The organism is Rhizobium alarense, from assembly GCF_021555155.1.
Lineage (GTDB): Bacteria > Pseudomonadota > Alphaproteobacteria > Rhizobiales > Rhizobiaceae > Rhizobium_D > Rhizobium_D alarense.
Genome location: NZ_JAKGBU010000017.1, coordinates 1 through 23,756 on the forward strand (window position 1 = coordinate 1; position 23,756 = coordinate 23,756).

Here is a 23,756-nt window from a genome sequence, read left to right on the forward strand (position 1 = left end):
AAATTTGTTCGTCGTCTTGCTTGTCATAGACCCTACTTCTCACGAGTTGGGGTCTCCGGCAAACCCGGCGCGGTTCAGCGGGAACGACAGCACCCGATCGAACAACCGCGCAAATTCCGGTTCGTGCCCCGCGTTTGCCATGCGCGACCAAACCGCGCGGTAGAACAGCGTACATGTCAACTGAGCGAAGTCGTGCGCCAGCGCTGCCGGATCGTGGGCTTCTTCAACGAGCTTGCGCGCCGCGCGCCATGTCTCACGCAGCGTTAAGATTTCGGGCCGCTCGCTCAACCGCCCGATCAACGCGTCGAAAGCATCAGCCCCTGCGCCGCCCTGCGCCCGAAGACCCCGGCTCGCAACGGCAGACTCGTGAATACCATTGGCGCCCTCGTAGATCGAGGTGATACGCGCATCGCGCCAAGTCTGATGAACGCGATACTCGTTGAGATAGCCGTATCCGCCCAGCACCTGTATGCCCAGATCGGCCGCCCGGATCCCTGCCTCGGTGCAGAACACCTTGCAAAGCGGCGTGAGGAAGTCCGCCAGCGCGCCATCCGCTCCGCGCGCCATCTCCACCAGGGTCACATGCACCATGGAGCGAGCGCCAAGTGCCAGGCTGCGCTGCTCGTCCAGCATCCGGCGAACATCGGCGTGATCGGACAGAACCGCCGCGCTGCCATCGGGCCTGCGGCCCTGTTTGCGTTCGGCGGCATAGGCTGTGGCGATGGCATGGGCGCGACTGGCATGGGCGACACCCTGAAGCGCCACGTCGAGCCGGGCATGGTTCATCAGCGTGAACATCGCCTTCAGCCCGTCGCCTGGCGCGCCGATCAACTCGGCCGGCGCCCCGTCGAAAGCCATCTGGCAGGTGGGCGAGGCATGCAGGCCCAACTTGTCCTCGATCCGGGTGATCTTGATCGCGGGCCCCGCCCGCGTCTTGCCGGCGAGGAACAGCGACAGGCCCTTGACCCCATCCTCGAGCGCGCCGGTCCGGGCGAGCACGAGATGCAGGATGTCCTCGGACAAGTCCTGATCGCCGCCGGATATGAAGATCTTCTCTCCGTCGATCCGCCACCCGTCGCCATCCCGCGTGGCTTTCGTGCGAATGCGCGACAGATCCGAACCCGCGTCGGGTTCGGTGAGGCACATGGTCGACAGCGCTTCGCCCGCCGCCAGGCGCGGAATCCATTCGGCCTGCTGTGTCTCGGTGCCGAAACGTCGCAAGGTCGTGATGGCGCCCGGCACGAGGTTGCAGATCATCTGCATCGCGTGGTTCGCGCCGGAAAAGACCTCGGACACCATCGCAGCGACCAGCGGACCCTGACCCATGCCTCCGTGGATTTCAGGCGCCGTCAGGCCCTGCCACCCCATTTCGGACAGCTGACGGAACGCATCGGGGAAGCCTTCGGGCATCCGGACATGGCCATTCTCCAGCCGGCAGCCCTGGGTGTCGCCGATCTCATCCAGTGGTGCGATGACGCCTTCGGCGAATGACGCGAAGGCCTTCAGGATATCGGCGGCGAGCTCGTCGTCCCAGTCCGGCAGCTGATCCGCCGTGGCGACCTTGCGCAGCGAAAACAAGATGTCGTCAACCGGCGCGGCAAATGGTGTCATGCCCCGACCCCCAACAGACGCATCGCGTTTTCCTTCAGGATTAGCGGCCGCACCTCATCGCGGAAGTCGGCCTTATCGAAGGCGTCAAGCCATTTCTCGGGGGCGATCATCGGCCAGTCCGAGCCGAACAGCATCTTCTTCTTCAGGATCGTGTTCGCATACTGAATAAGAATTTTTGGGAAGTATTTCGGCGACCAACCCGAAAGGTCGATGTAGACGTTCGGCTTGTGCTGGGCGACCGCCAGCGCCTCCTCCTGCCAGGGGAAGGAAGGGTGAGCCAGGATGATCGGCATGTCGGGGAAATCGACCGCGACATCGTCGATATACATCGGGTTCGAGTATTTAAGCCGCATTCCGTTGCCGCCCTTCATTCCCGAGCCAACGCCAGTTTGGCCGGTGTGGAACAGCGCAGGTTTGCCGGTCTCGGCAATGGCCTCGTAAAGCGGCCAGGCCAGTCGGTCGTTGGGGTAAAAGCCCTGCATGGTCGGGTGGAACTTGAAGCCCTGCACGCCGTGGTTTTCGACCAGGTTGCGCGCCTCGCGAGCGCCGAGCTTGCCCTTGTGCGGGTCGATCGAGGCAAAGGGGATCAGGACGTCATCGTTCTCGGCGGCAAGCGCTGCCACCTCCTCATTCTTATAGCGCCGATAGCCAGTTTCACGCTCTGCATCGACGGGGAAGATCACCGCCGCAATGTTCATCGCCCGGTAATGCGCTGCGGTCTGCGGCACGGTGGGCGGATGCTCCCAGGGCGCGCCGAAATACTTCGCCATTGTGGACTGCAGATCATCATAGCCGTCGTCGGCGTGGCAACCGCAGGCTTCCTCGGCGTGAGTGTGGAAGTCAATTGCCCGCACGGATGCGAAATCGACCATCTCGGCCTCCTTCAGACGCGGATCAGCGCCGGATCTTCGTTGTCATAAAGCCGCTCCAGAAGTTCAGTACGGCGGGTGAGGATTTTCTTGATGTTCAGCGACCCCTTGTCGGTGATCTCGTGATGCTGCAGAGACGGTGGCTCGGCGAGGATCAGCGCCCGGGTTATACGCCTGGCCGAGCCGGTGACCTGGGCGTTCATGGTCCTCAACCGCTCTTCGATCAGCGCCATCAGGAGCGGATCGGTGATGGTCCCGCCAGTGTTCGGGCTGACCTCGGCCCCGCCGGTTGCGGGAAAGACGAACAATCCGACCTCGCCGCGATCGTGGCCGCAGATGACAACGTCCTGCACCAGACCAGCCATCTCCTTCAATGCCGCCATTCTCAAATTACCTGCCTGCACCCAGGTGCCAGTGTCGAGCTTGAAGTCCTCAGACACGCGGCCGTCGAAGACAAGGCCGCGTGAGGCGTCGGAGGGATCCACGAATTTCACCGCGTCACCGGTGATTAGGAAGCCCTCATCGTCGAAGGCCTCCGCGGTTTTGGCGGGATCGTTGAAATAACCTTGCGTCACGTTCGGCCCCTTCACCCGGATCTCGCAGCGCATCTCATCGTCGGGGATCAGCTTGACCGTCACCCCCGGCAGCGGCACGCCGATCACACCCGATCGGCCGATCGGCTCGTGAACCAGCAGGCAGGCGGGTGCGGTCTCGGTCAGACCCCAACTCGAGATCATTAGAGGCAGTCCGCCGCGCGCCTCGATGCAGAAGCGTTCCAGCGCTTCCCAGACCTGCTGCGGCAGCGAGGCGCCTGCGTAGAACAGAAGCTGCTGATCTTTGAAGAGGTGGCGTTGCAGGGCGGGATCGTCCTTGATCGCCTCGACCAGCATCCCCCAGCCGACCGGCACGTTGAAGGTTAATGTCCCCGGTCGGTCGGTGCGGTTCTTCAGCGTGGTGGCAAACCCCTTGTCGGTAGGCTTGCCACTGTCGATGGTCAGCGTGCCGCCATGGGCGAGCATCATGTTCACGTTGTGGCTGCCACCAAAGACGTGGTTCCACGGCAGCCAGTCGGTGATCCGCGGCGGTTCATCGGTCAGGAACGGTAGCGCTACCGCCAGTTGCGCCTGGTTCACGCACATCATGCCGTGTGTGGTCAGCACACCTTTAGGGTCCGAGTTGGAACCGGAGGTAAAAAGGATCTTGGCCAACGTGTCCGGTCCGACCTCGGCATGGACGGCGTCAATATCGACGCTCGCATCGCCATTCAAAAGCTCTGCAAACGGCGTCAGGGGGCGATCCGCCGCGCCGCGCACGACGACCACTTCGACCTCGGCAAGCTGCGGCAGGGCTATGGCGGCGGCATAGCGCGCAGCGTCGTCGACGAAAGCCAGCTTCGGTTTCACCGTGTCGAGCATATAGATCAACCGCCCATGCGCTTCGGGGATCAGCGAATACTGTTCGGCGAGCGGCACCACGGGGACACCGGCATATTGCGCGGCAAGCGACAGGATCAGGTGGTCCAGCCCGTTTCCAGACATCATCGTGATGCAGTCGTCCTGTCCCAGCCCGCGCGCCACCAGGGCGGAAGCGACAGCGCGCACCTGGTTCAGAAGCTCGCCATAGGTAACGTTTCGCCAGCCCGGACCGGTGTCGGGACGCTCAGCCACCGCGACCCGATAGGGCGCCTTCTCGGCCCATTCATGTAGCCAGGCGCCGGTGTTCGATACTGCTTGCGGCAACTCGTAGCCCGAACTCAATAGGATAGTTCCGTCGGCACGCGTCTGAGCGAGGACACTGTGCGGCAAATATCGGGTCGCGGTATGCTGGCGAGCCCAGTCCGCCCGCGAGGTGAGGTCGGTCGGATACTCGGGCTGTCTTGTGATCGCGGCCATCTCTCGCCCCCCTCTCCTAGTTCTCAGCGAAATTTCGGCTCGCGCTTTTCCAAGAACGCTTTAAGCCCCTCGGTGGCGTCGGGCGTCGTCTGGACCAGCGAGGCCGCAAGGCTTTCAGCGAACAGTCCGTCGGCCCGGGCCATGTCGCTGATCCGCGCGATGGCATGGACCATGAAATAGTTCGACATTGGCGCGTTGGCCGCGATCTTCGCGGCGAGCTTGCGGGCCAGCGGTAGCGCATCACCCTCGCCAACCGCATAATGGGCAAGGCCCAGGCGCAGCCCTTCCTCTGCGTCGTACTTGCGACCGGTCAGCATCATCTCGACCATGCGGTCGGGGCCGATGATCCGTCCGACACGCACTGTCGCGCCGCCGCCGACGAAAATGCCGCGACGCCCTTCGGGAAGCTGGAAAATTACCGATGGCTCGGCGATACGCACATGCGTCGCGGTGGCAAGCTCCAGCCCGCCGCCGATCACCGCTCCGGTCATGGCGGAAACCGTCACCGGGCCGCCAAACTGGATCATGTCCATGACCCGGTGCCAGTTGCGCGAGTGGTAGACGCCTTCCTCGGCACTGCGCGCGACATGCTCGACCAAGTCGAGGCCCGAGCAGTAATGCCCGCCCGTGCCATGGAGGATGACCACCCGGACCTGTTTCGGCAACCCGGCATAAAAAGCTTCGATCTCGGCCAGGAGGCCGTCCGACATCGCATTCCGCTTGTCCTCGCGGATCAACGCCAGCTCAGCGATCGGGCCGTCATAGCTGAATTTGGTGAATGCGCCTTTGGTCATCGATACCTCATTTTGGTGAAAGCCGGACGGCGCCGTCGATTCGGATAACTTCGCCATTCAGAAGCGGGTTCTCCAAGATCTGCTGCACCAGCATTGCAAATTCTTCCGGTCGGCCCATGCGCGAAGGAAACGGCAGCCCAGCCTCCAGCGTGGCACGAACTTCGGGGGACAGGCCCGCGCTCATCGCAGTTTCAAACAGGCCCGGCGCGATCGTCATCACCCGAATTCCAAACCGGGCCAGCTCACGCGCAGCCGGCAGGGTCAGTGAGGCCACGCCGCCTTTGGAGGCGGCGTAGGCGGCCTGCCCGATCTGGCCGTCCTGATAGGCGATTGAGGCGGTGTTGACGATCACCCCGCGCGCGCCGTCCTCGTCGAGTGGTTCGAGCGCAGCCATCGCCCGCGCCGCAACGCTAAGGACGGTGTAAGTGCCGATCAGGTTCACTCGGATCGTGCGCTCGAATGCCTCTATTGAAAGCGCGCCGTCTCGCGGCAGGATCCGCGCGGCCGTGCCGATCCCGGCGCAGTTCACAACGACCCGTGGTGCCTCTCCCATTTCGGCAATGGTCCGGCGAAACGCAGCCTCGACGTCGCCCGCATCGGTCACATCGGCGGTCAGACCCAGCCCGCCGATCCCGCCCGAGACAAGCGCTGCCGCTTCCTCGCTCCGGTCCAGAACTGCCACGCGGGCTCCCGCTGCGGCGAGCCTTCGGGCAGTCGCTTCGCCGAGCCCGCTGCCGCCGCCGGTGACAAGAGCGATACTTCCATTGATATTCACGTCCGGTTCTCCTGATAATCCATCCTGTCTTCAAGTCGCCTGCCTATCGGTCGGGAAGCGCATTACCATCCAGCAATCAGGCTTCCGAGACCGACCGGCGCGGGGCCCTGGCCGGCGCCCGGATCCCGAAGATCCAGACCGACAGCAGCGACAGGGCCAGCAGGGCCAACGCGACCGGATGATGCAGCAGGTTCAGCGGATTGCCGCCAAGGATCGTCAGCGCCTGGGACAGCGACAGCTCCAGCTGCGTGGCCAGTACAAACATGATGATGAAGGCGACGATGGGCAGGCCGGCCGCCTGCATCAGCACCGAGAGAACGCCGAAGCCGATCAGTATCCAAACTGCGATCGCGCCACCTTCGGCGACATAGACGCCGGTGATGCACAAAAGGAAGGTCAGCGGGAAGATTACCGAGGCGGGCGCCGCAATCACCTTTGCCCAGAGCCGCAGGCCCACCAGACCGACAAGAAAGTTCACCAGATTCGCTAGAATCATCGCGCCGAAGAGGCCGTAGATCAGCTTGCCTTGCGACTGGAACAGCAGAGGTCCCGGCTGAATGCCCTGCACCATGAAGGCGCCGATGATCAGGGCGGCGGTGACGTTGCCGGGGATGCCTAGCGTCAGGAGCGGGATCATGTTCGCCCCCATCACCGCGGAATTCGCCGATTCGCAAGCGGCGATTCCGTTCAGGTTACCCTTGCCGAAGCTTTCAGGCTCTTTCGAGGCGCTACGGGCCATGCCATAGGACAGGAAGGCCGCGACGGTCGAGCCGAGGCCCGGCAGGGCGCCGACGACAGTGCCGATAACGGCGCCACGGGCGATGGTCACGCGGCAGCCCCAGTATTCGGCCCACGAGATGCGCCGGTTCTCGGCCGGGCTGTCCAGATCGACTGGCAGCGGGGCGTTGGCCGCGCCGTGGCGGGTGGCGAGCTGAGTCAGGATCTCGCCCATCGCCAGCATGCCCACCGCAACCGCCGAGATCGGCAGGCCGTTGTAAAGGTCGTAGTTGCCGAAGATTAGCCGCGGCGTTCCGTGCTCGGGGTCGATGCCTATACTGGCGCAGAGGATGCCGAGACCGGCCGCGATCAACCCTTTGGCCATCGAAGGTCCGACAAGGCCGGTGATTATGGCAATGGAGAGCACGATCAGCGCGGTGATCTCGACAGGCCCCATTGCCAGCGCCACAACCGCGAGCGGCGCCGCGACCAGGATAAGGACAATGTCCGAAAACGTATCGCCAGTGATTGAGGCATAGAGCGCCATCTTCATTGCCTTGAGCGGCTTGCCGGCGCGCGCCAACGGGTGACCGTCCAAAGCGGTTGCCGCCGCATCGGGGGTTCCCGGCGTGTTCAGGAGCACGGCCGGAATTGCTCCACCCACCGTGCCGCCTTTGCCGACGCCGATCAGAAAGGCAATGGCGGCCAGCGGTGAGAGTGTGAAGGTGAAAGGTACCGCGATGGCGATGGCCATCGGCGCCGAAAGGCCAGGGATCGCGCCCACAACCTGGCCGAGTGCTACGCCGGCGACCACGAACAGGAAGGTGGTCAGCGTCATAGCTTCGGAAAGGCCGGACAGGATCGTGGTGGGATCCATGAACATCTTTGCGGCCCTCAGGGTAGCGGGCGGTCTAGGACCATCACGAAGATGGCCCAAATGCCGAGCGGCGCAGCGATCCCGCCGGCCACCAGCCACAGTGGATTGCGCTGGCCCGCCAGCAGCATCAGCGTCAGTACCAGCGGCGATGCGATCCAGACATAGCCCAGCCAGTCGAGCGCGCCGAATCCCGCTGCGCCGAGAAGCGCGATCCCGATCGCGCGCGCCGCCGGCCGCAGGTCGATGGTCGCGCCCGATCGTGGGGCGATCATCAGCCATAGCGCGCCGATACCGACGGCGGCAGCGCCGATCAAGGGGAACATCGCGGGGCTAGTCGAGCCGTAGCTTGCGGTCGAGGTCTGAGCCGGAATCACCACCCACATCAGGAGTGCCGCGACAAGGCAGGCCAGAAGGCCCAGGAGTCGGTCAGCTTGAATCATCGAAAGGGTCCTACTGTTGCGGCCGGGTCATCTGGGCGGACTCGGCTGGGTTGGAGGCTCAGCCGTTCTCGGCGGTCAGCCGTTGCGCCAGAGCGAAAGCATCCGCCATCATCGCTGCGGCGCCCTCGGAGCCGAGATTCCTGGTCTCGATCCCGAAGGTGTTCATCACCGCCTTGCCGACTTCGTCTGATTTCGCCGCAGCGTCGATTTGCGCCGCAATCGCCGCCTTGGCGTCCTCAGGCAGCCCCTTGGGCGCCATCATTATGAACCAGGGCTCCAGCGCGTAGTCGAAGCCCTGTTCCTTCAGGGTCTTCACGTTGGGTGCGTAGCTGTGCCGCTCGTTGGTCGCCGCCGCCAGCATCTTCATGTCGCCGGAGGTCATGTAGTCGACATGCCGGCCGCCGTCGAAGCCAGCCTGGATATGTCCGCCCAGGATATTCTGCAGCACTTCGGCCCCGCCGCGGGTGCTGATCGTTTTGATGTTGACATTCTCAGCCTTGGCAATGGCACGAACGATCAGCTCGGCCCCGCGTTCATTCACGCCAACCACCGCGCCGCTATTGGTTCGCGCCCAGTCGACCAGACCACGCATGTCGTCGAAGGGCGCATCGGCGCCGGCCATGATCGCCGCCGGCGAGATTGCAACGGTGCCCAGAAAGTCGAAATCGTCGAGCTTGAACGGCAGGTTCGGATCGCCTGCCAGGCCGAAGGCCATGGCGCTGGACACGCCCATGCCGATCACGCTGCCGTCAGCGCGTTCGCGGCTCAGGCCGGTGGCCATCACGATACCGCCGCCTCCGCCCACGTTCTCGACGACGGTTCCCCAGCCCGCGACCTGTTCGAAGCTCGCGGCGGCCAGCCGGCCGATAGTGTCCGCGCTGCCCCCCGGATTGAAGCCCACGCGCAACGTCAGTCGCGCAGGTGCCCAATTCTGGGCAAAGGCGCCGACTGGGGCGAGGGCCGACGCGACCAGCCCCGCCCCCATGACAATCAGACTCCGGCGACTCGGATTCATGTTTTCCTCCCATGTTTCGGCGCTATCTCCCAGCAGCGGCTATAAATTTCTATACACAGTTTCTACAAAAGCGTATACACTTTTTTGAGAATCAGGACGGAATTCGCCTATGACTACGAAAATCACCAGCGAAGCAGTGCTTTCGACGTTGAACGAGATGATCCTGGCGGGCGACCTGCCCCCCGGGACCATCGTCAGCGAAATGGGGCTGGCCAAGCGCTTGGGTGTTTCGCGCACCCCGGTGCGCGAGGCGATTCGGCTGCTTTCGGAGGACGGGTTAATCACCCTGAGGCCACGGCAGCGGCCGGTTGTAGCGCTGCCCAGCCTCGCTGACGCGCTCGACCAGTTCGAAGCGCTGGCAATGCTCGAGGCAGATTGCAGCGAACTCGCCGCGCGGCGGTGCACGACCGAGGCCAGGGGGCGCATTCAGGCGCTTCACGAGACCTGCGGGCGGCACTTCGAGAATGGCGACGTTGCTGCCTATTTCAACGCGAACGAGGGGTTTCATCAGGCGATTTCCGAGGCCTCGAATAACGCATATCTCGCCGGCCGGGCCGTCCACATGCGCCAGCGCCTGCGCAGCCTGCGTGCGCCCCGCGCCAGCGAGCCGGACAGGATGCGCGACTCCTTCGCCGAACACGGCGCCATCGTGGCGGCCATCGTCGCGGGTGACCCGGTGGCCGCGCGGCAGACCATGCTGGCGCATGTCGCCATGGTCGGCGAACGGACGACGGACTTCATCCGCGCCTACTCCCGGCGGTGGGACAAGGAGGAGGCAGCATGACCGTTCGGCTTGAATGGGCCTCGGCCACAGTTGCGCGCCTCATCATCGACAATCCTGCGCATCGCAATGCGGTGACGCTGGCCATGTGGGGCGAATTGTCCTCCCACTGCGCTGCGCTAGCCGACAGCCCGGCGCGGGTGGTCATCCTGCGCGGCGCAGGCGAGACGGCTTTTTCCACGGGTGCCGATCTATGGGAATTCCAAACACAGCGGAATGATCCTGCGGCCGTCGCCCGCTATGACGCCGCGATCAGCGCCGCGATGGCCGCCGTGCGCGATTTGCCGATGCCGGTGATCGCACAGCTCTCGGGCCTCTGCGTCGGCGGCGGACTGGCACTGGCGGCGATGGCCGACCTGCGGATCGCCGGCGCGGACTGCCGGTTCGGCATCCCCGCCGGCAAGCTCGGTATCGCCTACCGCCGCGACTGGATCGACCGCATTGCCGGCCTGACCGGGACCGCCCCAGTAACCGAGATGCTGCTGACCGCAGCGATGGTTCCGGCTGACGTCGCGTTGCGCTGGGGCCTGATCAACCGGCTTTGCCCGGCGCTCGAACTTGCCGCAACTGTCGAGGACGACGCGCGGCGTATGTCCGCGCTCGCACCCCTCTCACTTCGCGCAACGAAGGCTGCACTGGCGGCGCGGGCCGGGCATGGCACGCCAGCTGAAGCCGATCGCATGGTCGTCGCCTGCGACCTCAGTCAGGACTATCAGCGCGGCATAGATGCATTTCGCTCTGGCGTGGTTCCGCAATTCGAAGGGAATTGAGATGATCGACCCCTTGCAGGCCAATATCTGGGATTTCGTTTCGGCACGCGCAGCGGCCAATCCGAACAAACCGGCGGTGACTTTCGAAGGTTGCAGCCTGGCCTACGCGGAGTTTTCCCGGATGGTCGAAGCGCTGTCGGCCGGGCTGGTCGCCTCCGGCGTGCGTCCGGGCGACCGGGTGGCCGCCAAGATCGGGAAGTCCCCACAGGCGCTGGCGCTGGCGCTGGCGGCAATCCGCATGGGCGCGGTCTATATCCCGGTCAACCCGACCTTCAGCAAGCCCGAAACCGAAACGCTGCTGGAGGATGCAAGCCCGCGGCTGTTCGTGTCCGATACCGGCGATGCCGCCCTCTCGATGCCGGCCCTGCCGCTTGCCGACCTGGCGCGACCCGACGCTCCGATGCCGGCTGTCGCCCCAGGCGGCGAGCAGCCCTGCGCCATGCTCTATACTTCGGGGACCACCGGGCGGCCCAAAGGCGCGCAGATCTCCCACCGCAACATGTGCGCAACGTTCATCGCCTTTAATCGGATGTGGGACATCAACGCGTCCGACCGGCTGCTGCATGTGCTGCCCACCTACCACGCCCACGGTCTTCTGATGGCCACGCTCTGCCCACTCTTCGCCGGCGGGGAGATCGTGATGCTGGCGAAATTCGACATCGACCGGGTGATCGAGCTGCTTCCCGAGGTCACTGTGCTGATGGCCGTCCCGACGATCCATTCGCGCCTGCTGGCCCATCCCGGCTTCGATGCCGCGGCCTGCCGCGGCCTGCGGCTCATTACCTCCGGCTCGGCGCCGCTCTCACCCGAACTGTTCGATGGGATTCGCGCAAAGGCCGGCATCACCCTGACCGACCGCTACGGCTCGACCGAGGCCGGCATGATCGCCGCCAATCCGGCCGGACGCGAGCGTCGCGGCTCGGTCGGCAAGCCGCTGCCGGGGGTCGAGGTGCGGCTGATGACGCCCTCGGGTGAGGCCGCGCAGGGTGAGCCTGGCCGGATCCAGGTCCGCAGCCCGCATGTCTTCCTGGGTTACTGGAACCGGCCCGATCTGGAGGGCGACGGCGTCTTGCCCGATGGCTGGTTCGATACCGGTGACATCGGCAGGTTCGACGAGGACGGCTATTTGTTCATCGTCGGCCGCGACAAGGATATGATCATCTCGGGCGGGTTCAACGTGTATCCGCGCGAGGTCGAGATTGCGCTCGAAGCCTGCCCCGGCGTGGCCGAGGCTGCGGTCTTTGGTCTGCCGCATCCCGATTTCGGCGAAGGTGTCGCCGCCGCAATCCTCCCCGCTCCTGGCGCGACACTCACCGCCGAGATGGTGTTGAGCGACGTAGCGACCCGGCTGGCGAGCTACAAGCGGCCCAAGGCCTTGTTCATCGTCGATAGCTTGCCGAAGAACGAGCTCGGCAAAATCCTGAAGCCGGCACTTGTCACACGCTATGGCGACCGGCAGTTTCTGGCGGACGCGACCCCTTCGCCGTCGCGAAAGCTGCGCTGAGCACGATAATAGCAGCGGCGGCAGTCATGGGCATCATAGGCGTCGTGGGCACGGACGTCGGATATTGCTGACGCGGCATCTACCCCTCTCGTGTTATTGTCTAAAAATCCCTTTTGAGCGATTGGGCGTCGACGAGTAGGGCCTTCGTTTGGCGCAGTCATACACACCTTATAAGAGATTCCGATAGCGAACTGGTGTCGCGTTTATCAGTATGAGTTAGACCGCTCGGCTATGGGATTGCCACGATGGCTCCACTGGCGCGCCGTTCTTCGGCTGCGCGGTGCGCCTCGGCGATATCCTCCAGTGCAAAGCGTTGCCCGATCTCGAGCGAAACATGCCCCTTCGCAACTGCATCGAACAGATCGGCCGCATTCGACCGGAACCGGTTGAGATCGGCATTGTGCGGAAAAACGGACGGACGAGTCAGGAACAGACAGCCCTTCTTGTTCAACAATTCGGGGTCGATCGCCGGCGCCTTTCCCGAGGAGGCACCGTAGATCACCACGAGTCCGAAGGGCGCTGCGCAGTCGAGTGACTTAATCAGCGTGTCTTTGCCAACGGCATCATAAACAACGCGCGCCCTTTCGCCGTCAGTCGCCTTGAGCAAAGCATCCGGCCAATCCTGCTGGCTCGTGTCCACGACCGCGATACAGCCGGCGTCGAAAGCCGCCTGGCGCTTCTGAGGCGATCCCGTGCCGCCGACCACGCGCGCACCAAGGGCGGTAGCCCAGCGTGTCAAAATCTGTCCGACGCCACCGGCTGCGGAATGCACGAATATGAGGTCGCCCCGCTGAACTGCATGGGTGTGGCGCAGGAGGTACTGCGCAGTCATGCCCTTGAACAGGACTGTCGCAGCCGTTTCGTCGTCGATGTCATCGGGCACCTGCACGAGCTTCTCTGCCGGAACATTGCGCCGGTCGGCATAGGCGCCAACACCGGCATTCATATAGGCAACCCGCTGGCCTGGCTTGATATCATGAACCCCTTCGCCCACCGCTTCCACGATACCAGCCGCTTCGAAGCCGAGGCCTGTGGGCAGAGGAAGCGGATAAATGCCTTTCCGCTGATAGATGTCGATAAAATTGAAGCCGATCGCCGTCTGGCGGACCTGCACCTCACCTTCGGCCGGGTCGGGAATATCTTCTTGCACGATCTTGAGAACTGACGGATCGCCAAACTCCGCTATTTCTATCACACGTCTGTTCGTCATGCCGGTTGCCTCTCAATAATTCGCACGATAGGTATGACAAGAACCATACCTTCGACGAGGACGCAATGGCAGAGTTTCTTCCGGAGCCACGACCTGGCGAGATGGATCTGCTGACAGTTCTTTCCGCTTTGGCCGATCCGCATCGCTTGCGCATTGCACTTGCGCTTGCGAGAGCGCCAGACGCAGTGCTTCCCTGTACCGCGTTTGAACTTCCTGTCACCAAGGCGACGCGCACGCATCATTTCAGGATTCTGCGCGAAGCAGGTGTCATTCGCCAGTACGACCATGGTAACGGGCGCTCAAATCAATTGCGGCTCGCGGACTTGAGACAACGCTTTCCCGGCCTCCTATCGACACTGCTTGAAGAACAACTGGCCGTGGAGCCTCAAGACGTTCCACCGATTGGTCGAGGCGGCTGATGGGCGTTTTGGACTTTCGGCCCCCCTGCGGATAATGCCAAATGTAGCGGTGCAACCAGGCGGGCAACTCCGCAGCGTGCTGGCCGGACTTCAGGGGGAGAATTTGTTTGTCGTCTTGCTTGTCATAGACCCTACCTTCTCGGAAGCGTGGATCAAGCCGTTGATCCCGGATGGCCGAGCCGCGCGGCGAACCAGTCGGCGACGAGAGCATTTCGCTCGAAACTGTGGTTGTATATCGTATGCTCGCCATCCGGCCAGACACGCAACTCGGCTTCACCGATTGCGGCATCCAGAAAAGGTTGCTGATCGCCCAAGGTCACCAGCGGGTCCGCGCCGCCGTGCAAGACGAGAAGCGGACAGGTGATCCGCTGCCTTGCCGGATTAAAGCGCAAGCTTTCCATAACGGCCTCAATCGCAGCGCGATCATCGATGCCGAGCATGGCAGCAGACTGCTCAAATGCCGTCCGAAACGGTAGGATGCCGGGCTTGGCGAAAGAACCATTGACGCAGCAGGCCCGGATCCGATCATCGCTGCTCGCCGTCCGCGCAGCCCAGAGTCCGCCATAGCTGTTGCCCCAGATGCCCGGCGCGCCCAAGCTGGCATCGGACAGGACGAAATCGACCCAGCGGCTAAAGGCTGCCTCGACATCGGCTTGCAGATAAAGGCGTTGCTCGATCCGGGTCTCACCTTGCCCAGGGCCCTCGACCAGTAGCGCAGCCAGACCGCGAGCCGCAAGTTCGCGAGCGAGAGGGAGGTACGCGATGCCCCAGCCACTTTGCCCGCCGAATAGAATGACGGTTCCGCTTGCCGCATGGCTTGCAGGACGCACCAGCCAACCGATCAGGCTCTTGCCCGCAAAATCGGTCTCAATCCGCTCAAAGGGCAAATCGAAAACCGGGCCGAGCTTATGGCAGGCGGCAACCAGATTGCGATACAGTTCGACCTTGCGCGGCTCGTCGAAATTGAAGGCCATCTGGGCGAAGACGAGCGCAGCAATGCCGCGCTGTCGTGCCTCCGAAGCCGTGATGGGCCGCCCCTCGGACTCAGCCCAATCGGCCTGCTCCAGGCGCACTGTAGCGATGGTCTCGGCTACTCTATCCCAGGGTTCACCCGCCGAGGTCCTGGCAAGGAGCCGGCCCGCATCAGCATGGTCCATGCCGCAATCCAGCAAACGGGTCATAGGCATGGCCCGCTGATGAGCGAGGTTCGCCTTGACGACCGGATCGTCCTGACTTGTCATGCCCTTGCCTCTATGATCGGTCGGTCCATGGGAACTGGCAGATTTTGCCAGTGTAGCCTGTCGCGCAGCCCGCGCAGCAGCGCTGGCAGATCGGCCAGATCCGAAACCGCGCCATACATCAGGAAATCTGGCCGACGCAGATATGCGGCAAAACCGTGCGTTTCTAGGAACTCGAGTTGCACACCGTCGAGTTCCGTGATCCGGTGCGGCGCGGCATGGTCGCCGTCCATTATAACCCAGCGACCCCCGATGTCCTCGAAGAAGGCGCGGGTCTCGGGGTCGAGATGGGCGCTCGGATCGGCCCGGCTAACGATCAGGAAACCTCCGCCGACCACCTTATCCATCAACCCCTCGCGGCCATTTGCGCGTACCTGCCCCTGCGGTGTCGGAGCCCCGGTTGGCATGAGGATGCATCCATCGGTCTCCATATGGATCACACCGGCCTCGACTTTCGGGAACGGCGGAGGCGGCGGCATCTTGCCGGAAAGGAACATTTCGTTGCGCGCGGCCACCTTCACCGGATCGTCCTCGTTGGCAACCTCGCCGAGCATCGTCGAAATCTCAGTGATCTGTGTCGCGTGGGGACGCCGCTCCTCCTCATAGGTATCCAGCAGCTCCGGCCCGGCCTTCCTTTGCAGCACCAGATCCAGTTTCCATGCCAGGTTGGCGCTATCTCGAATGGCCGAACAGGCACCCTGGCCCATATAGGGCATCATGGTATGCGCCGCGTCGCCCACCAGCATGACTCTGCCTTCTTTCCAGCTCTTGGCGATCGCCGGATCGAACGTATAGACGACGTTGCGGATCGGCCGGATCTCGTCCAGCCCGATGCCGTGCTGGTCGCGCAGCCACGCGAGGCCATTCTTGATATCTTCCCAATAGCTGGTTTCCTCACCCGGCAGGACGCGCATTTCGAACCGCACGCGAGATCTGCCAATCGGCATGTGCATATGGGCCCGCGCCGGGTCACAATAGATCGAGGTGATGGCGAATCGGTCACCCAGATCCTTGACGTATTCGGAGTCGAGGTTCAGCCAGCGTTCGTGGTGACCGTATTGGTGCCGTTCGATCCCGAGCGAGCGGCGGGTGAAGCTGTTCGCGCCATCCGCGCCGATCACATAGTCCACCTCGATCCGGCGGACATGGTCGGTCTCGTCAGACACCGTCTTCCACGATCCATCCCACGGCCGAGCTTCCAGGATGACCGTGTCGCCCTGCTGTTGGAGTGAGGAGACCTCCCAGCCGCGCAAAAACTCCACATTCGGCAGAGGCTGCGCGCGGGAATAAATCGCGTCTTCGATCTCAGGCTGGAAAATCGAGATATGGGCGGGAAAGCCGCATTGTTTGCCCTTCCAGTCAAGATCGATCAGAACGTTTCCCTGATCGTCCAGATAGTGGTATGTGTCGATCGGCTGCGCGTCACGAAGTGCGTGGTCGATATCGCCGGCCGAAGCAACCAGGCGTGCGGTCTCGCCGTCGATGTGGCTGAGGCGGGGCAGGCCGTAGGGCTCGGGCCAGCGTTCGATGACGATGACCGCGTGGCCGGCCTGGCCCAGAAGCGACGCGGCGGTGAGGCCTGCCGGCCCGCAACCGATGACGGCTACCTGCCGGCGATCCGCCGGCGACGATGCCTTTGATTGGCTCATGTTCTCCTCCCGTTTCCAGACGTATCTCAATGCTTCCGCTCAGTGAGTCGGGGGATCGCCCCGCCATGCCGCGGCCAGCAGGGCACGGATGTCGGCCCGCGTCACCTCCCGCGGGTTCCAATAGGGATTTGCCGTGGCGATGTCGGCGGCGCGGTCCAGGTCCTCTTCTTGCAGGCCGATATCTTTCAGGGCCGTAGGCACTCCAAGTCCGACGGCAAAATCATGCAGCGCCACGCCCGGAGCGCTTCCACCGAAAATCTCGGTTATCGGGCGCAGTTCGCTGGCTGCGGAGGATGAATTGAAGGCGACGGCATGCGGCAGGACAATCGCGTGCGTTTCGGCGTGAGGCAGATCGAACGATCCGCCCAGCACGTGACAAAGCTTGTGGTGCAGCGACATGTCAACCGCACCCAACACCGTGCCGCAAAGCCAGGCGCCATAGAGCGCGCCGCTTCGGGCGGAAAGGTTGTGCGGCGCCTCGGCGATCCGGGGCAAGGCGTCGGCAAGCGCTTTGAGGCCCTCAGCTGCCATCAGCGAGGAGACCGGATTGCGGTCGCGTGCATAAAGCGCCTCGGCGGCATGCGCCATGCCGTTGAGGCCGCTGGTCATCGTCATCGGGACAGGTAGGCCGAGGGTTAGTTCCGGATCATAGATCACCGCCTCCGGCAGGACGGAGGCGGTGCGCACCGTCTCCTTGCGGTGCGCCTGGGTCTGGCCGAGAATTGGCGTCACCTCGGAACCGGCATAGGTGGTGGGGATGACGACCTGCGGCGTATCAAGGTGATAGGCGACCGCCTTGCCCAGTCCTGTCGTCGAGCCGCCACCGAAAGCTACGGTGCAGTCCGCGCCGGTATCGCGCATGGCCTGAAGTGCCCGCTCGGTGATCTCGACCGGGGTATGCATCGCCGCGTGCGTGAAGAGACCGGCGGCTCGATCTGCCAAAAGAGCGACAATGACGCCGGCGTCATCGGCCTGCTGCGGGGTGGAGAGGACGAGGGCGCGTTTGCAGTCCAGCGCCGCAACCGTCTCGGCCACTCGGGTCCGGGCGCCGGCGCCAAATAAGATTTTCGCCGACGAGCCCTGATAGTCGAATGCTCTCATCAGTTCCTCCCTGAGCCATGGATGCGCGGGCGATACCTTGCCGCTCGGTTCTGCGAGAAACTATAGTGTCGAGCAAAATAGAAATCGAATAATGAAATCCACCAACAATATAACGCTGTGGTATGTTGTGGGTGGAGTGCGAGACCCTTTGGAGGATATCGCCGTGCAGATCGACCCGCGCCATCTGCTGCAAATCTGGGCCATCGTCGACACCCGAGGCATGTCCGAGGCAGCGGCGGTGCTCGGCATGACTCAGCCAGGCCTGTCGCGCACAGTTGCCTATCTGGAAAGGCGATTGGGTGAACCCCTGTTCCTGCGTAACCGTCGTCCTATAGAGCCAACCCCCTTATGCCGGGATCTCGCTGATCTTGGCGCAGCGGTGCGACGCGCCACGACGCGCGCAAGCGATGTGACCGAGTCGTTCAAGCGCGGCGAGCGCGGCGATATCCGGATCGGCGGCACGCCCTTCTTCATGGATGCGCTCGTCTCCGCCATGGTCGGCCAGTTCCAGCGGACAAGACCGAATGTCAGAATTTCACAGGTCTACGGCTACACCGCCGTTCTTGCCGAAAGGATCAGGGCGGGACAACTGGACCTGGCGATCTGCCCGGTCGAGGTTTTCGATACGGACAGCGATCTGACATTCGATCCGATCCTGACCGGGCGCAACGTCGTGGCCTGCCGTGCGAACCACCCCCTTCTCGCGTCAGACCGGCTTCAGGCAGCCAATCTCCTGCAATACCCCTGGATCGAGCCTCCGGCCGGCAGCCCGTTGAGTGCAGATCTTAGAACTACTTTGCTCAATCTCGGCGCCGAGCATGTGCGGATCAACTTCTCCGGGGCATCGCTTGCCGGAATTCTGGCCCATCTCGGCCATTCCGACAGTCTGGCCGTCCTGCCTTTCGGCGTGGTCTTCGCCCAGCGGGAAACCGACGGCATCACCGCTCTGCCCCTGCTCCCGAGCAGCGTGCCGCGTGCCCTCGGTTTCCTCCAGTCTAAACTGATGCCGCCCGGCCCTGCCGCTTTACAGCTCAAGATGCACGTGCTTTCGGCCTTCGCCGATCTGAAGCCGGAGATGGAACGCTACGCGCTGCGCTGCGGCATTTGAAACTCCGGCAGTACATCGACGGGTACGGCGGCTGGCGCGTCGTTGCACCACGGAGAAGCCGCTCGTGCCTAAGGGGCTGCTTGGCAATTAAATCAGTGAAGGTAGCCGTTCCAATCAAGTTTGGTCGATAAGGCTCAGAATTCAACCGTCCGAAATTTAGCAGGAGGGGACGACCGCCCATCGAACCTACAAAACTATTGCGTCTCATAACGTTAACGGGCATTCGAGAGTGATGGAGTCGATCAAAGCCGGAAGTGAAGGTCTCCGCGTAGGCCGTCCCCTCGTTCTGACGCCTGAAGAGCGTCGCGGGCGCATCCTTGAGTCTGCGGAAAAGCTATTCGTGGAATCGGGATACGTTGATACGACAATGGTGCGCATCGCGGCGCGCGCCGGCATGTCCAAGCGGACACTTTACGAGACCTTTCCCGACAAGCGGGAGATATTCACTGCCGTGGTGAATTTTCAGAACAGCGTCCCTCCGCTGCCGCCGGTCGCTAATGATGACGATCCGCGTAGGGTGTTGCGTGATACGCTCGTCCATATCGCCCATTTCCTTCTTGAACCTCGCCGGATTGCTTTGGCGCGGCTTGCCATAGCCGAAGCACGAAGCCTGCCGGACGTAACCCAGAACTTCTTTGAAAACGCATATGATGTACTGACACGCCTAGTCGTCGAACGCCTCGAACTGTTGATTGGGCGCGGACAAATAACGATCGTTGACACACCGCAATCCGTCGCGGAATTGCTTTTGGGGGCAACGCTTGGTGATTCCCTTCTTCGCTATCTTGGTTTTCCCGACAGGGCGACAGAGTTACAGAAGGAGGAACTCTCACGCCGAGCGACCGCCGCAATCACCATGATGGCTGCGGGGCTGGGCTTGCCGTCTTCCTGATCGGAAGCCGCGCCCCCTCATCGATGCTGAATGTGGAGCCTGAGGTGTGCCCGCTTTCATGGGATGCACAAGCTATCAACCAGTTCGCGAGGATCGCCGCAGCCTTCGAGCGGACCGCGTTTTGAATGGATGTCGGTCCGGGGAAACCGGATCTTGGCTCGCCGGTGCTCCCGGCGCTTCGTGTGGGCTTGAGAAACTATCCGGCCAGTATATGACAAGGGGACTGGATTACCCCGCGCCCGTGCCGCCCCGAATACGAGGCGGCATTCATCTCCCTGCGTGATTTCTGTTCATTTCACAATCGTCGAATTTAAAGGAAGTGGCACGAACTCGATCTCACCGTTCTTCCTTCTCCACCCTGCCCACGCCGAATTTTTTGGCGATCCACTGCGCGGAAAGCCCGACGATCTCCGGATATCGACCGAGAAGCATGCCGTAGTGCTGGCCGGGGTATTCCAGAAGCTCCTTGTCGGCAGTGACCTGCTCGAACATCTTTCGAGCGTCCTCGACCGGGGCAACCGTGTCCTCCGATGCGAGCACGAGCAGCAGAGGCGATTTGATGCGTTCCGCGTATGCTGGAGCTTCCATCTCGAACAGATAGTCAAGTGAACCGATAGCAAGTTCATTCCGGAAACTTGGGATAGCGTGGTAGTGCTTGGTGAACTCGAGACCCTCAGGATCGGTGAACATGACCGGAGGAGCGCCGGGCTTACGCTCACCGGACGTCGTCAAGGTGACGGGTGGCTCACCATGAAGCTGCGCGTCACGGTCGGCATAGATCGCTGCCTCCAGCTGCGCCAGGTCGTCCGGTGGGAACAATTTTCGTGCAGACCAACCGGAAACCGGTGGCACGATAGACACAACGGCGTTTACGCGGCGATCTGTTCCCGCCACGAACAGCGCCACCAGGCCGCCAAGGCTGATCCCCCACACCGCGATCCGGTTGCGATCGACATCGGCGCGCGCTGATAGATGTGTGATGACGTGGCGAAGATCGCGGCCGAACTGCCAGGGATCAACGAGCTGGCGGGGTTCGCCTTCGCTCAGACCGAAGCCGCGGTGATCATAAAAGAGGACGCCGAGGCCTGCATCGGTATAGTGCGGGGCATCAGCGTAAATGCCCTCAGCGACGCTTCCTATTCCCGAATGCGCGATAACGACGGGAACAGGGCCAGCCGAGGTTTCGGGCAGGAACAACCGCCCGCGCAGGACAGCTCCGGAAACAGGGAACTCAATATCTTCGTACATGGTCTTCTCCCTTTGACGAATGGGTTACCGGGCGTGGCGTTCGTTCTCCAACGCACGGCGAGCACGCGGAGAATTACAAAACACCATGGTTTCCAAATGTCAATGGGCGATCATGGCGACGTAGGAGAGCGCCCCTGGTCGATTGGTATCGGAGTAAAGTCAGTCGACCATGTGGATTCATTCTGACTCGAAAAGATGGCGTATCCAAACTCCATCGTTGTTTGCGCCTCCTGTATGTTTCTTGGGGCGCAGCCGATTTGAGGCAGCATGCAGTGCAAGGGGCTACAACTGTCGGCACAGTCCAGATCCAACTCTGGCATGGCTAGCTATAAGTGACGCAACCAACGACGTTGACAATCACAATCTGTCTCACCCGCCGAACAGCGATTCTTGGCGTGGACTGTGAGAGTCCTAAGGCTTCTTTTCGCTGCCTGCTACTCCTCATGTCTATCCGCTACTTCAGCGCTACATATTTTTCGGGATCGAGCTGGGTTGCGCGGATGACGACGTATTCTCCACTGGCATTGCCAAGCATGGCGCGTAGTTGCTGACAGGCAGACAGGATCAGTTCGGGTGTTCGCTCGGGCTTCTGCATGATCTGGATCTCCGCGGCCACCGGCGGCTGGTCCGGCAGACCATAGGACGGGATCAGCAGAAGCTGGCAGAGCGAGGCGTCGACCCTGAACGTCTCGCACAGATAGCTGCGGATATCTGGCAGGATCGCCTGAACGGCCTCGCCCTTTTGCGCCCAGAGTGGTGCATCGACATAGACCTTCAACAACGGCATTGCGTTTTCTTTTCCTTAAGTTCGGTCTGTCCGCTCGGTGTGAGCATTCTCAGAACGTCCGCGATCGGTGTCAGGACGAAGTCGAAGGGCGAATGCCAGTCAGTTTCGCCGCCCTCAATCTTCTCGAAAGGCGCAACCAGCGTCCTCTTGACGCCGAACACCGCATCGGAGGTGACGTAATGATCGTCGCCGACGAAGGTATGGGTTACGAGTTTCTGGAAACCTGGCGCCGTGACCAGGAAGTGCATATGCGCCGGCCGATACGGGTGGCGACCAAGATGGCCAAGCATTTTGCCGACTGGACCGTCGTCGGGAATCGGGTAGGAGACCGGCTTGATTCCGACGAAGCAGTACTTCCCGTCCTTGCCGGTGACGAAGATGCCGCGGTTGTTCCACTTCGGCTGGATTCCGGGCTGCTGGACGTCGTAGAATCCGTCGGCATTGTCCGACCAGACATCGACATGCGCGCCTTCGATCGGATTGCCGTGCAGGTCGATGACGCGTCCCTCGAACAGGCACGCCTCGCCCTTGCCGTCGAGGCAGATGTTCTCGCCCATCTGTCTTATCGGTGCGCCGGCGACATGGAACGGGCCGAACACGGTATTCTCCGTAGCCCCGACCGGCCTGCGGTTGTTGATCGCGTCCACCAGCATCGATATCCCAAGCACATCGCTGAGGAGAATATACTCCTGCCGCTCTTCGGAGCAGATCTGCCCCGTCCTGGTGAAGAAGTCGATGGCCAGATCCCATTCGTCCTGTGTGAGATGCACGTCCTTGATGAAAGCGTGGACGTGGCGGACCAGCGAAGCCATCACCTGCTTGAGACGCGGGTTTACGTTGTCGCCCATTCGGGCATTGACGGTCTCAGCCGAATGCTCCTCGGTAAAGAACTGGGTCATGAACTCTCTCCTTTCCTGAACCTGTGATCGGGTCACGCTTGCGTTTGATGGGCAGGTATATGAGCCAATTGGGGTGCGCATCCGACGGTTCCCGTGGCTCATTCAGGACGCCTGCCTTCCCAGGCCTGCTGCAGGAGTTCTCGAATTGCGTCCCGTTCGATCGGGCGCGGGTTCCAATAAGGGTTCTTGACGGCCAGTTCGGCGGCTTTGTCCAGGTCACGTTCCGCCAGCCCCAGGTCTTTCAGAGCAAGGGGAGCGCCAAGCGACGCAGCAAAATCGTGGAGCCCGCCCCCGACCGTTCCACCGAACAGTGCGGCGATTGGGGAAAGCGCTTCGGCTGCCGCAGTAGCGTTGTAGGATGCCGCGTGCGGCAGCAAAATTGCATGAGTCTCGGCATGCGGCAGGTTGAAGCTGCCACCGAGGGTGTGGCAAAGCTTGTGATGCAAAGCCATGCCGACCTGTGCGAGAACCGTACCGCACAGCCAGGAGCCGAACTGGGTTTCGCTTCGTGCGACAAGATTCCCGGGATCGGCAATAACTCGCGGCAACCCGTCTTTGAAGGCGCGGATGCCGGCAATCGCCAATTGATCGGAAAGCGGATTTCGGTCCTGCGCGTAGAGAGCCTCCACCGCATGGGCCATGGCGTTGAGACCGCTTGTGACAGTGAGCTTGACAGGCAGAGTGGCAACCAGTTCCGGATCGTATAGAATGACCTCGGGCTGCACCCTGGGCGAGCGCAGGGTCTCCTTGACCCCGTTCGCCGTCTGGCCCAGCACGGGCGTCGCCTCGGAACCCGCATAGGTCGTCGGTAGAACAATCTGCGGCAGGTCGGAGCGGAGCGCGATTGCCTTGGACAAACCTATGGTCGAACCGCCACCGATGGCGACAAGGCAGTCCGCACCGGCGGCAGCCTCCACGGCGTCCTCCGTGATTTCGACGGGCGTGTGCATGGCCGCTCGACTGAAAAGGCTATGTCCCCTCGGACCCAAGGCTGACAGAACCGCCTCCCCCTGATCCGACTGTTCCGGTGTCGTCAGCACCATCGCACTTCGAAGGCCAAGGGCCTCCATCTCGGAGCCGATCTCGTGTCGAACGCCCGCCCCTAAGCGAATTCGCACGGGAGGATGTCCCGGCTCAAAACCGGCATGAAACGTCTGCAT

21 protein-coding genes and 1 pseudogene are annotated in these 23,756 nt (G+C 62.5%); 6 read left to right on the plus strand and 16 right to left on the minus strand.

Going from position 1 to position 23,756, the window contains the following annotated elements; genetic code table 11:
• Window positions 1–357: 357 nt before the first annotated feature.
• The 8 genes and pseudogenes from LXM94_RS07435 to LXM94_RS07470 all read right to left on the minus strand — a co-directional run.
• Window positions 358–1,611, minus strand: a pseudogene (locus LXM94_RS07435) (acyl-CoA dehydrogenase family protein); the annotation flags it as partial.
• Window positions 1,608–2,483, minus strand: a complete 876-nt coding sequence (locus LXM94_RS07440; protein ID WP_235770530.1) for an amidohydrolase family protein — start codon at window positions 2,481–2,483, stop codon at window positions 1,608–1,610. The gene LXM94_RS07440 and the pseudogene LXM94_RS07435, both read right to left, overlap by 4 nt.
• A gap of 11 nt (window positions 2,484–2,494) precedes the next feature.
• Window positions 2,495–4,372, minus strand: a complete 1,878-nt coding sequence (locus LXM94_RS07445; RefSeq protein ID WP_235770531.1) for a feruloyl-CoA synthase — start codon at window positions 4,370–4,372, stop codon at window positions 2,495–2,497.
• Window positions 4,373–4,395: 23 nt separating this feature from the next.
• Window positions 4,396–5,166, minus strand: a complete 771-nt coding sequence (locus tag LXM94_RS07450; protein WP_235770532.1) for a crotonase/enoyl-CoA hydratase family protein — start codon at window positions 5,164–5,166, stop codon at window positions 4,396–4,398.
• Window positions 5,167–5,173: 7 nt separating this feature from the next.
• Window positions 5,174–5,941 (minus strand): SDR family NAD(P)-dependent oxidoreductase, encoded by a 768-nt coding sequence (locus tag LXM94_RS07455; RefSeq protein WP_235770533.1) that lies wholly within the window; start codon window positions 5,939–5,941, stop codon window positions 5,174–5,176.
• Between the two features lie 76 nt (window positions 5,942–6,017).
• Window positions 6,018–7,535: a tripartite tricarboxylate transporter permease gene (locus LXM94_RS07460; RefSeq protein ID WP_235770534.1), complete on the minus strand. Its 1,518-nt coding sequence runs from the start codon at window positions 7,533–7,535 to the stop codon at window positions 6,018–6,020.
• A gap of 17 nt (window positions 7,536–7,552) precedes the next feature.
• Entirely contained in the window at window positions 7,553–7,975 is a 423-nt protein-coding gene (locus tag LXM94_RS07465) for a tripartite tricarboxylate transporter TctB family protein (protein ID WP_235770535.1), read from the minus strand.
• A 58-nt stretch (window positions 7,976–8,033) separates the two neighbouring features.
• The gene (locus LXM94_RS07470; RefSeq protein WP_235770536.1) at window positions 8,034–8,990 is read right to left on the minus strand and encodes a Bug family tripartite tricarboxylate transporter substrate binding protein; all 957 of its coding nucleotides are present in this window, start codon (window positions 8,988–8,990) and stop codon (window positions 8,034–8,036) included.
• A 109-nt stretch (window positions 8,991–9,099) separates the two neighbouring features.
• Here LXM94_RS07470 and LXM94_RS07475 point away from each other — a divergent pair, with 109 nt between their 5' ends.
• From LXM94_RS07475 to LXM94_RS07485, 3 genes are read left to right on the plus strand one after another with little or no spacing between them, the layout of a single operon-like run.
• A complete protein-coding gene (locus LXM94_RS07475) occupies window positions 9,100–9,774 on the plus strand; it encodes a GntR family transcriptional regulator (RefSeq protein WP_268965051.1) in 675 nt (224 codons plus the stop codon).
• Entirely contained in the window at window positions 9,771–10,541 is a 771-nt protein-coding gene (locus tag LXM94_RS07480) for an enoyl-CoA hydratase-related protein (RefSeq protein WP_235770537.1), read from the plus strand. Before LXM94_RS07475 ends, LXM94_RS07480 begins: the two co-directional genes overlap by 4 nt.
• A 1-nt stretch (window position 10,542) precedes the next feature.
• Window positions 10,543–12,045 (plus strand): AMP-binding protein, encoded by a 1,503-nt coding sequence (locus tag LXM94_RS07485; protein WP_235770538.1) that lies wholly within the window; start codon window positions 10,543–10,545, stop codon window positions 12,043–12,045.
• 229 nt (window positions 12,046–12,274) lie between these two features.
• Here the strand turns inward: LXM94_RS07485 and LXM94_RS07490 are convergent, their stop codons facing one another.
• Complete coding sequence (locus LXM94_RS07490; RefSeq protein WP_235770539.1) at window positions 12,275–13,255, minus strand: quinone oxidoreductase family protein; 981 nt, start codon at window positions 13,253–13,255, stop codon at window positions 12,275–12,277.
• A gap of 65 nt (window positions 13,256–13,320) precedes the next feature.
• Here LXM94_RS07490 and LXM94_RS26150 point away from each other — a divergent pair, with 65 nt between their 5' ends.
• Complete coding sequence (locus LXM94_RS26150; protein ID WP_329605593.1) at window positions 13,321–13,674, plus strand: ArsR/SmtB family transcription factor; 354 nt, start codon at window positions 13,321–13,323, stop codon at window positions 13,672–13,674.
• Window positions 13,675–13,826: 152 nt separating this feature from the next.
• Here the strand turns inward: LXM94_RS26150 and LXM94_RS07500 are convergent, their stop codons facing one another.
• From LXM94_RS07500 to LXM94_RS07510, 3 genes are read right to left on the minus strand one after another with little or no spacing between them, the layout of a single operon-like run.
• Window positions 13,827–14,915: an alpha/beta hydrolase family protein gene (locus tag LXM94_RS07500; RefSeq protein WP_235770540.1), complete on the minus strand. Its 1,089-nt coding sequence runs from the start codon at window positions 14,913–14,915 to the stop codon at window positions 13,827–13,829.
• Window positions 14,912–16,561, minus strand: a complete 1,650-nt coding sequence (gene mhpA, locus LXM94_RS07505) for a bifunctional 3-(3-hydroxy-phenyl)propionate/3-hydroxycinnamic acid hydroxylase MhpA (RefSeq protein WP_235770541.1) — start codon at window positions 16,559–16,561, stop codon at window positions 14,912–14,914. The genes LXM94_RS07500 and mhpA overlap by 4 nt, the downstream gene beginning before the upstream one ends.
• Before the next feature lie 39 nt (window positions 16,562–16,600).
• Window positions 16,601–17,665 (minus strand): maleylacetate reductase, encoded by a 1,065-nt coding sequence (locus LXM94_RS07510; RefSeq protein WP_235770590.1) that lies wholly within the window; start codon window positions 17,663–17,665, stop codon window positions 16,601–16,603.
• An 88-nt stretch (window positions 17,666–17,753) separates the two neighbouring features.
• On the opposite strand from LXM94_RS07510, the gene LXM94_RS07515 reads away from it, so the two are divergent.
• On the plus strand, window positions 17,754–18,770 hold the full coding sequence (locus LXM94_RS07515) for a LysR family transcriptional regulator (protein ID WP_235770542.1): 1,017 nt from the start codon (window positions 17,754–17,756) through the stop codon (window positions 18,768–18,770).
• Window positions 18,771–19,002: 232 nt separating this feature from the next.
• Window positions 19,003–19,662 (plus strand): TetR/AcrR family transcriptional regulator, encoded by a 660-nt coding sequence (locus LXM94_RS07520; RefSeq protein ID WP_235770543.1) that lies wholly within the window; start codon window positions 19,003–19,005, stop codon window positions 19,660–19,662.
• 336 nt (window positions 19,663–19,998) lie between these two features.
• On the opposite strand, the gene LXM94_RS07525 is transcribed toward LXM94_RS07520, so the two are convergent.
• From LXM94_RS07525 to LXM94_RS07540, 4 genes are all read right to left on the minus strand, one after another.
• Complete coding sequence (locus LXM94_RS07525; RefSeq protein ID WP_235770544.1) at window positions 19,999–20,910, minus strand: alpha/beta hydrolase; 912 nt, start codon at window positions 20,908–20,910, stop codon at window positions 19,999–20,001.
• A 454-nt stretch (window positions 20,911–21,364) separates the two neighbouring features.
• Window positions 21,365–21,697, minus strand: a complete 333-nt coding sequence (locus LXM94_RS07530) for a hypothetical protein (protein ID WP_235770545.1) — start codon at window positions 21,695–21,697, stop codon at window positions 21,365–21,367.
• A complete protein-coding gene (locus LXM94_RS07535) occupies window positions 21,685–22,596 on the minus strand; it encodes a dioxygenase family protein (protein WP_235770546.1) in 912 nt (303 codons plus the stop codon). The genes LXM94_RS07530 and LXM94_RS07535 overlap by 13 nt, the downstream gene beginning before the upstream one ends.
• Window positions 22,597–22,694: 98 nt before the next feature.
• Complete coding sequence (locus LXM94_RS07540; protein ID WP_235770547.1) at window positions 22,695–23,756, minus strand: maleylacetate reductase; 1,062 nt, start codon at window positions 23,754–23,756, stop codon at window positions 22,695–22,697.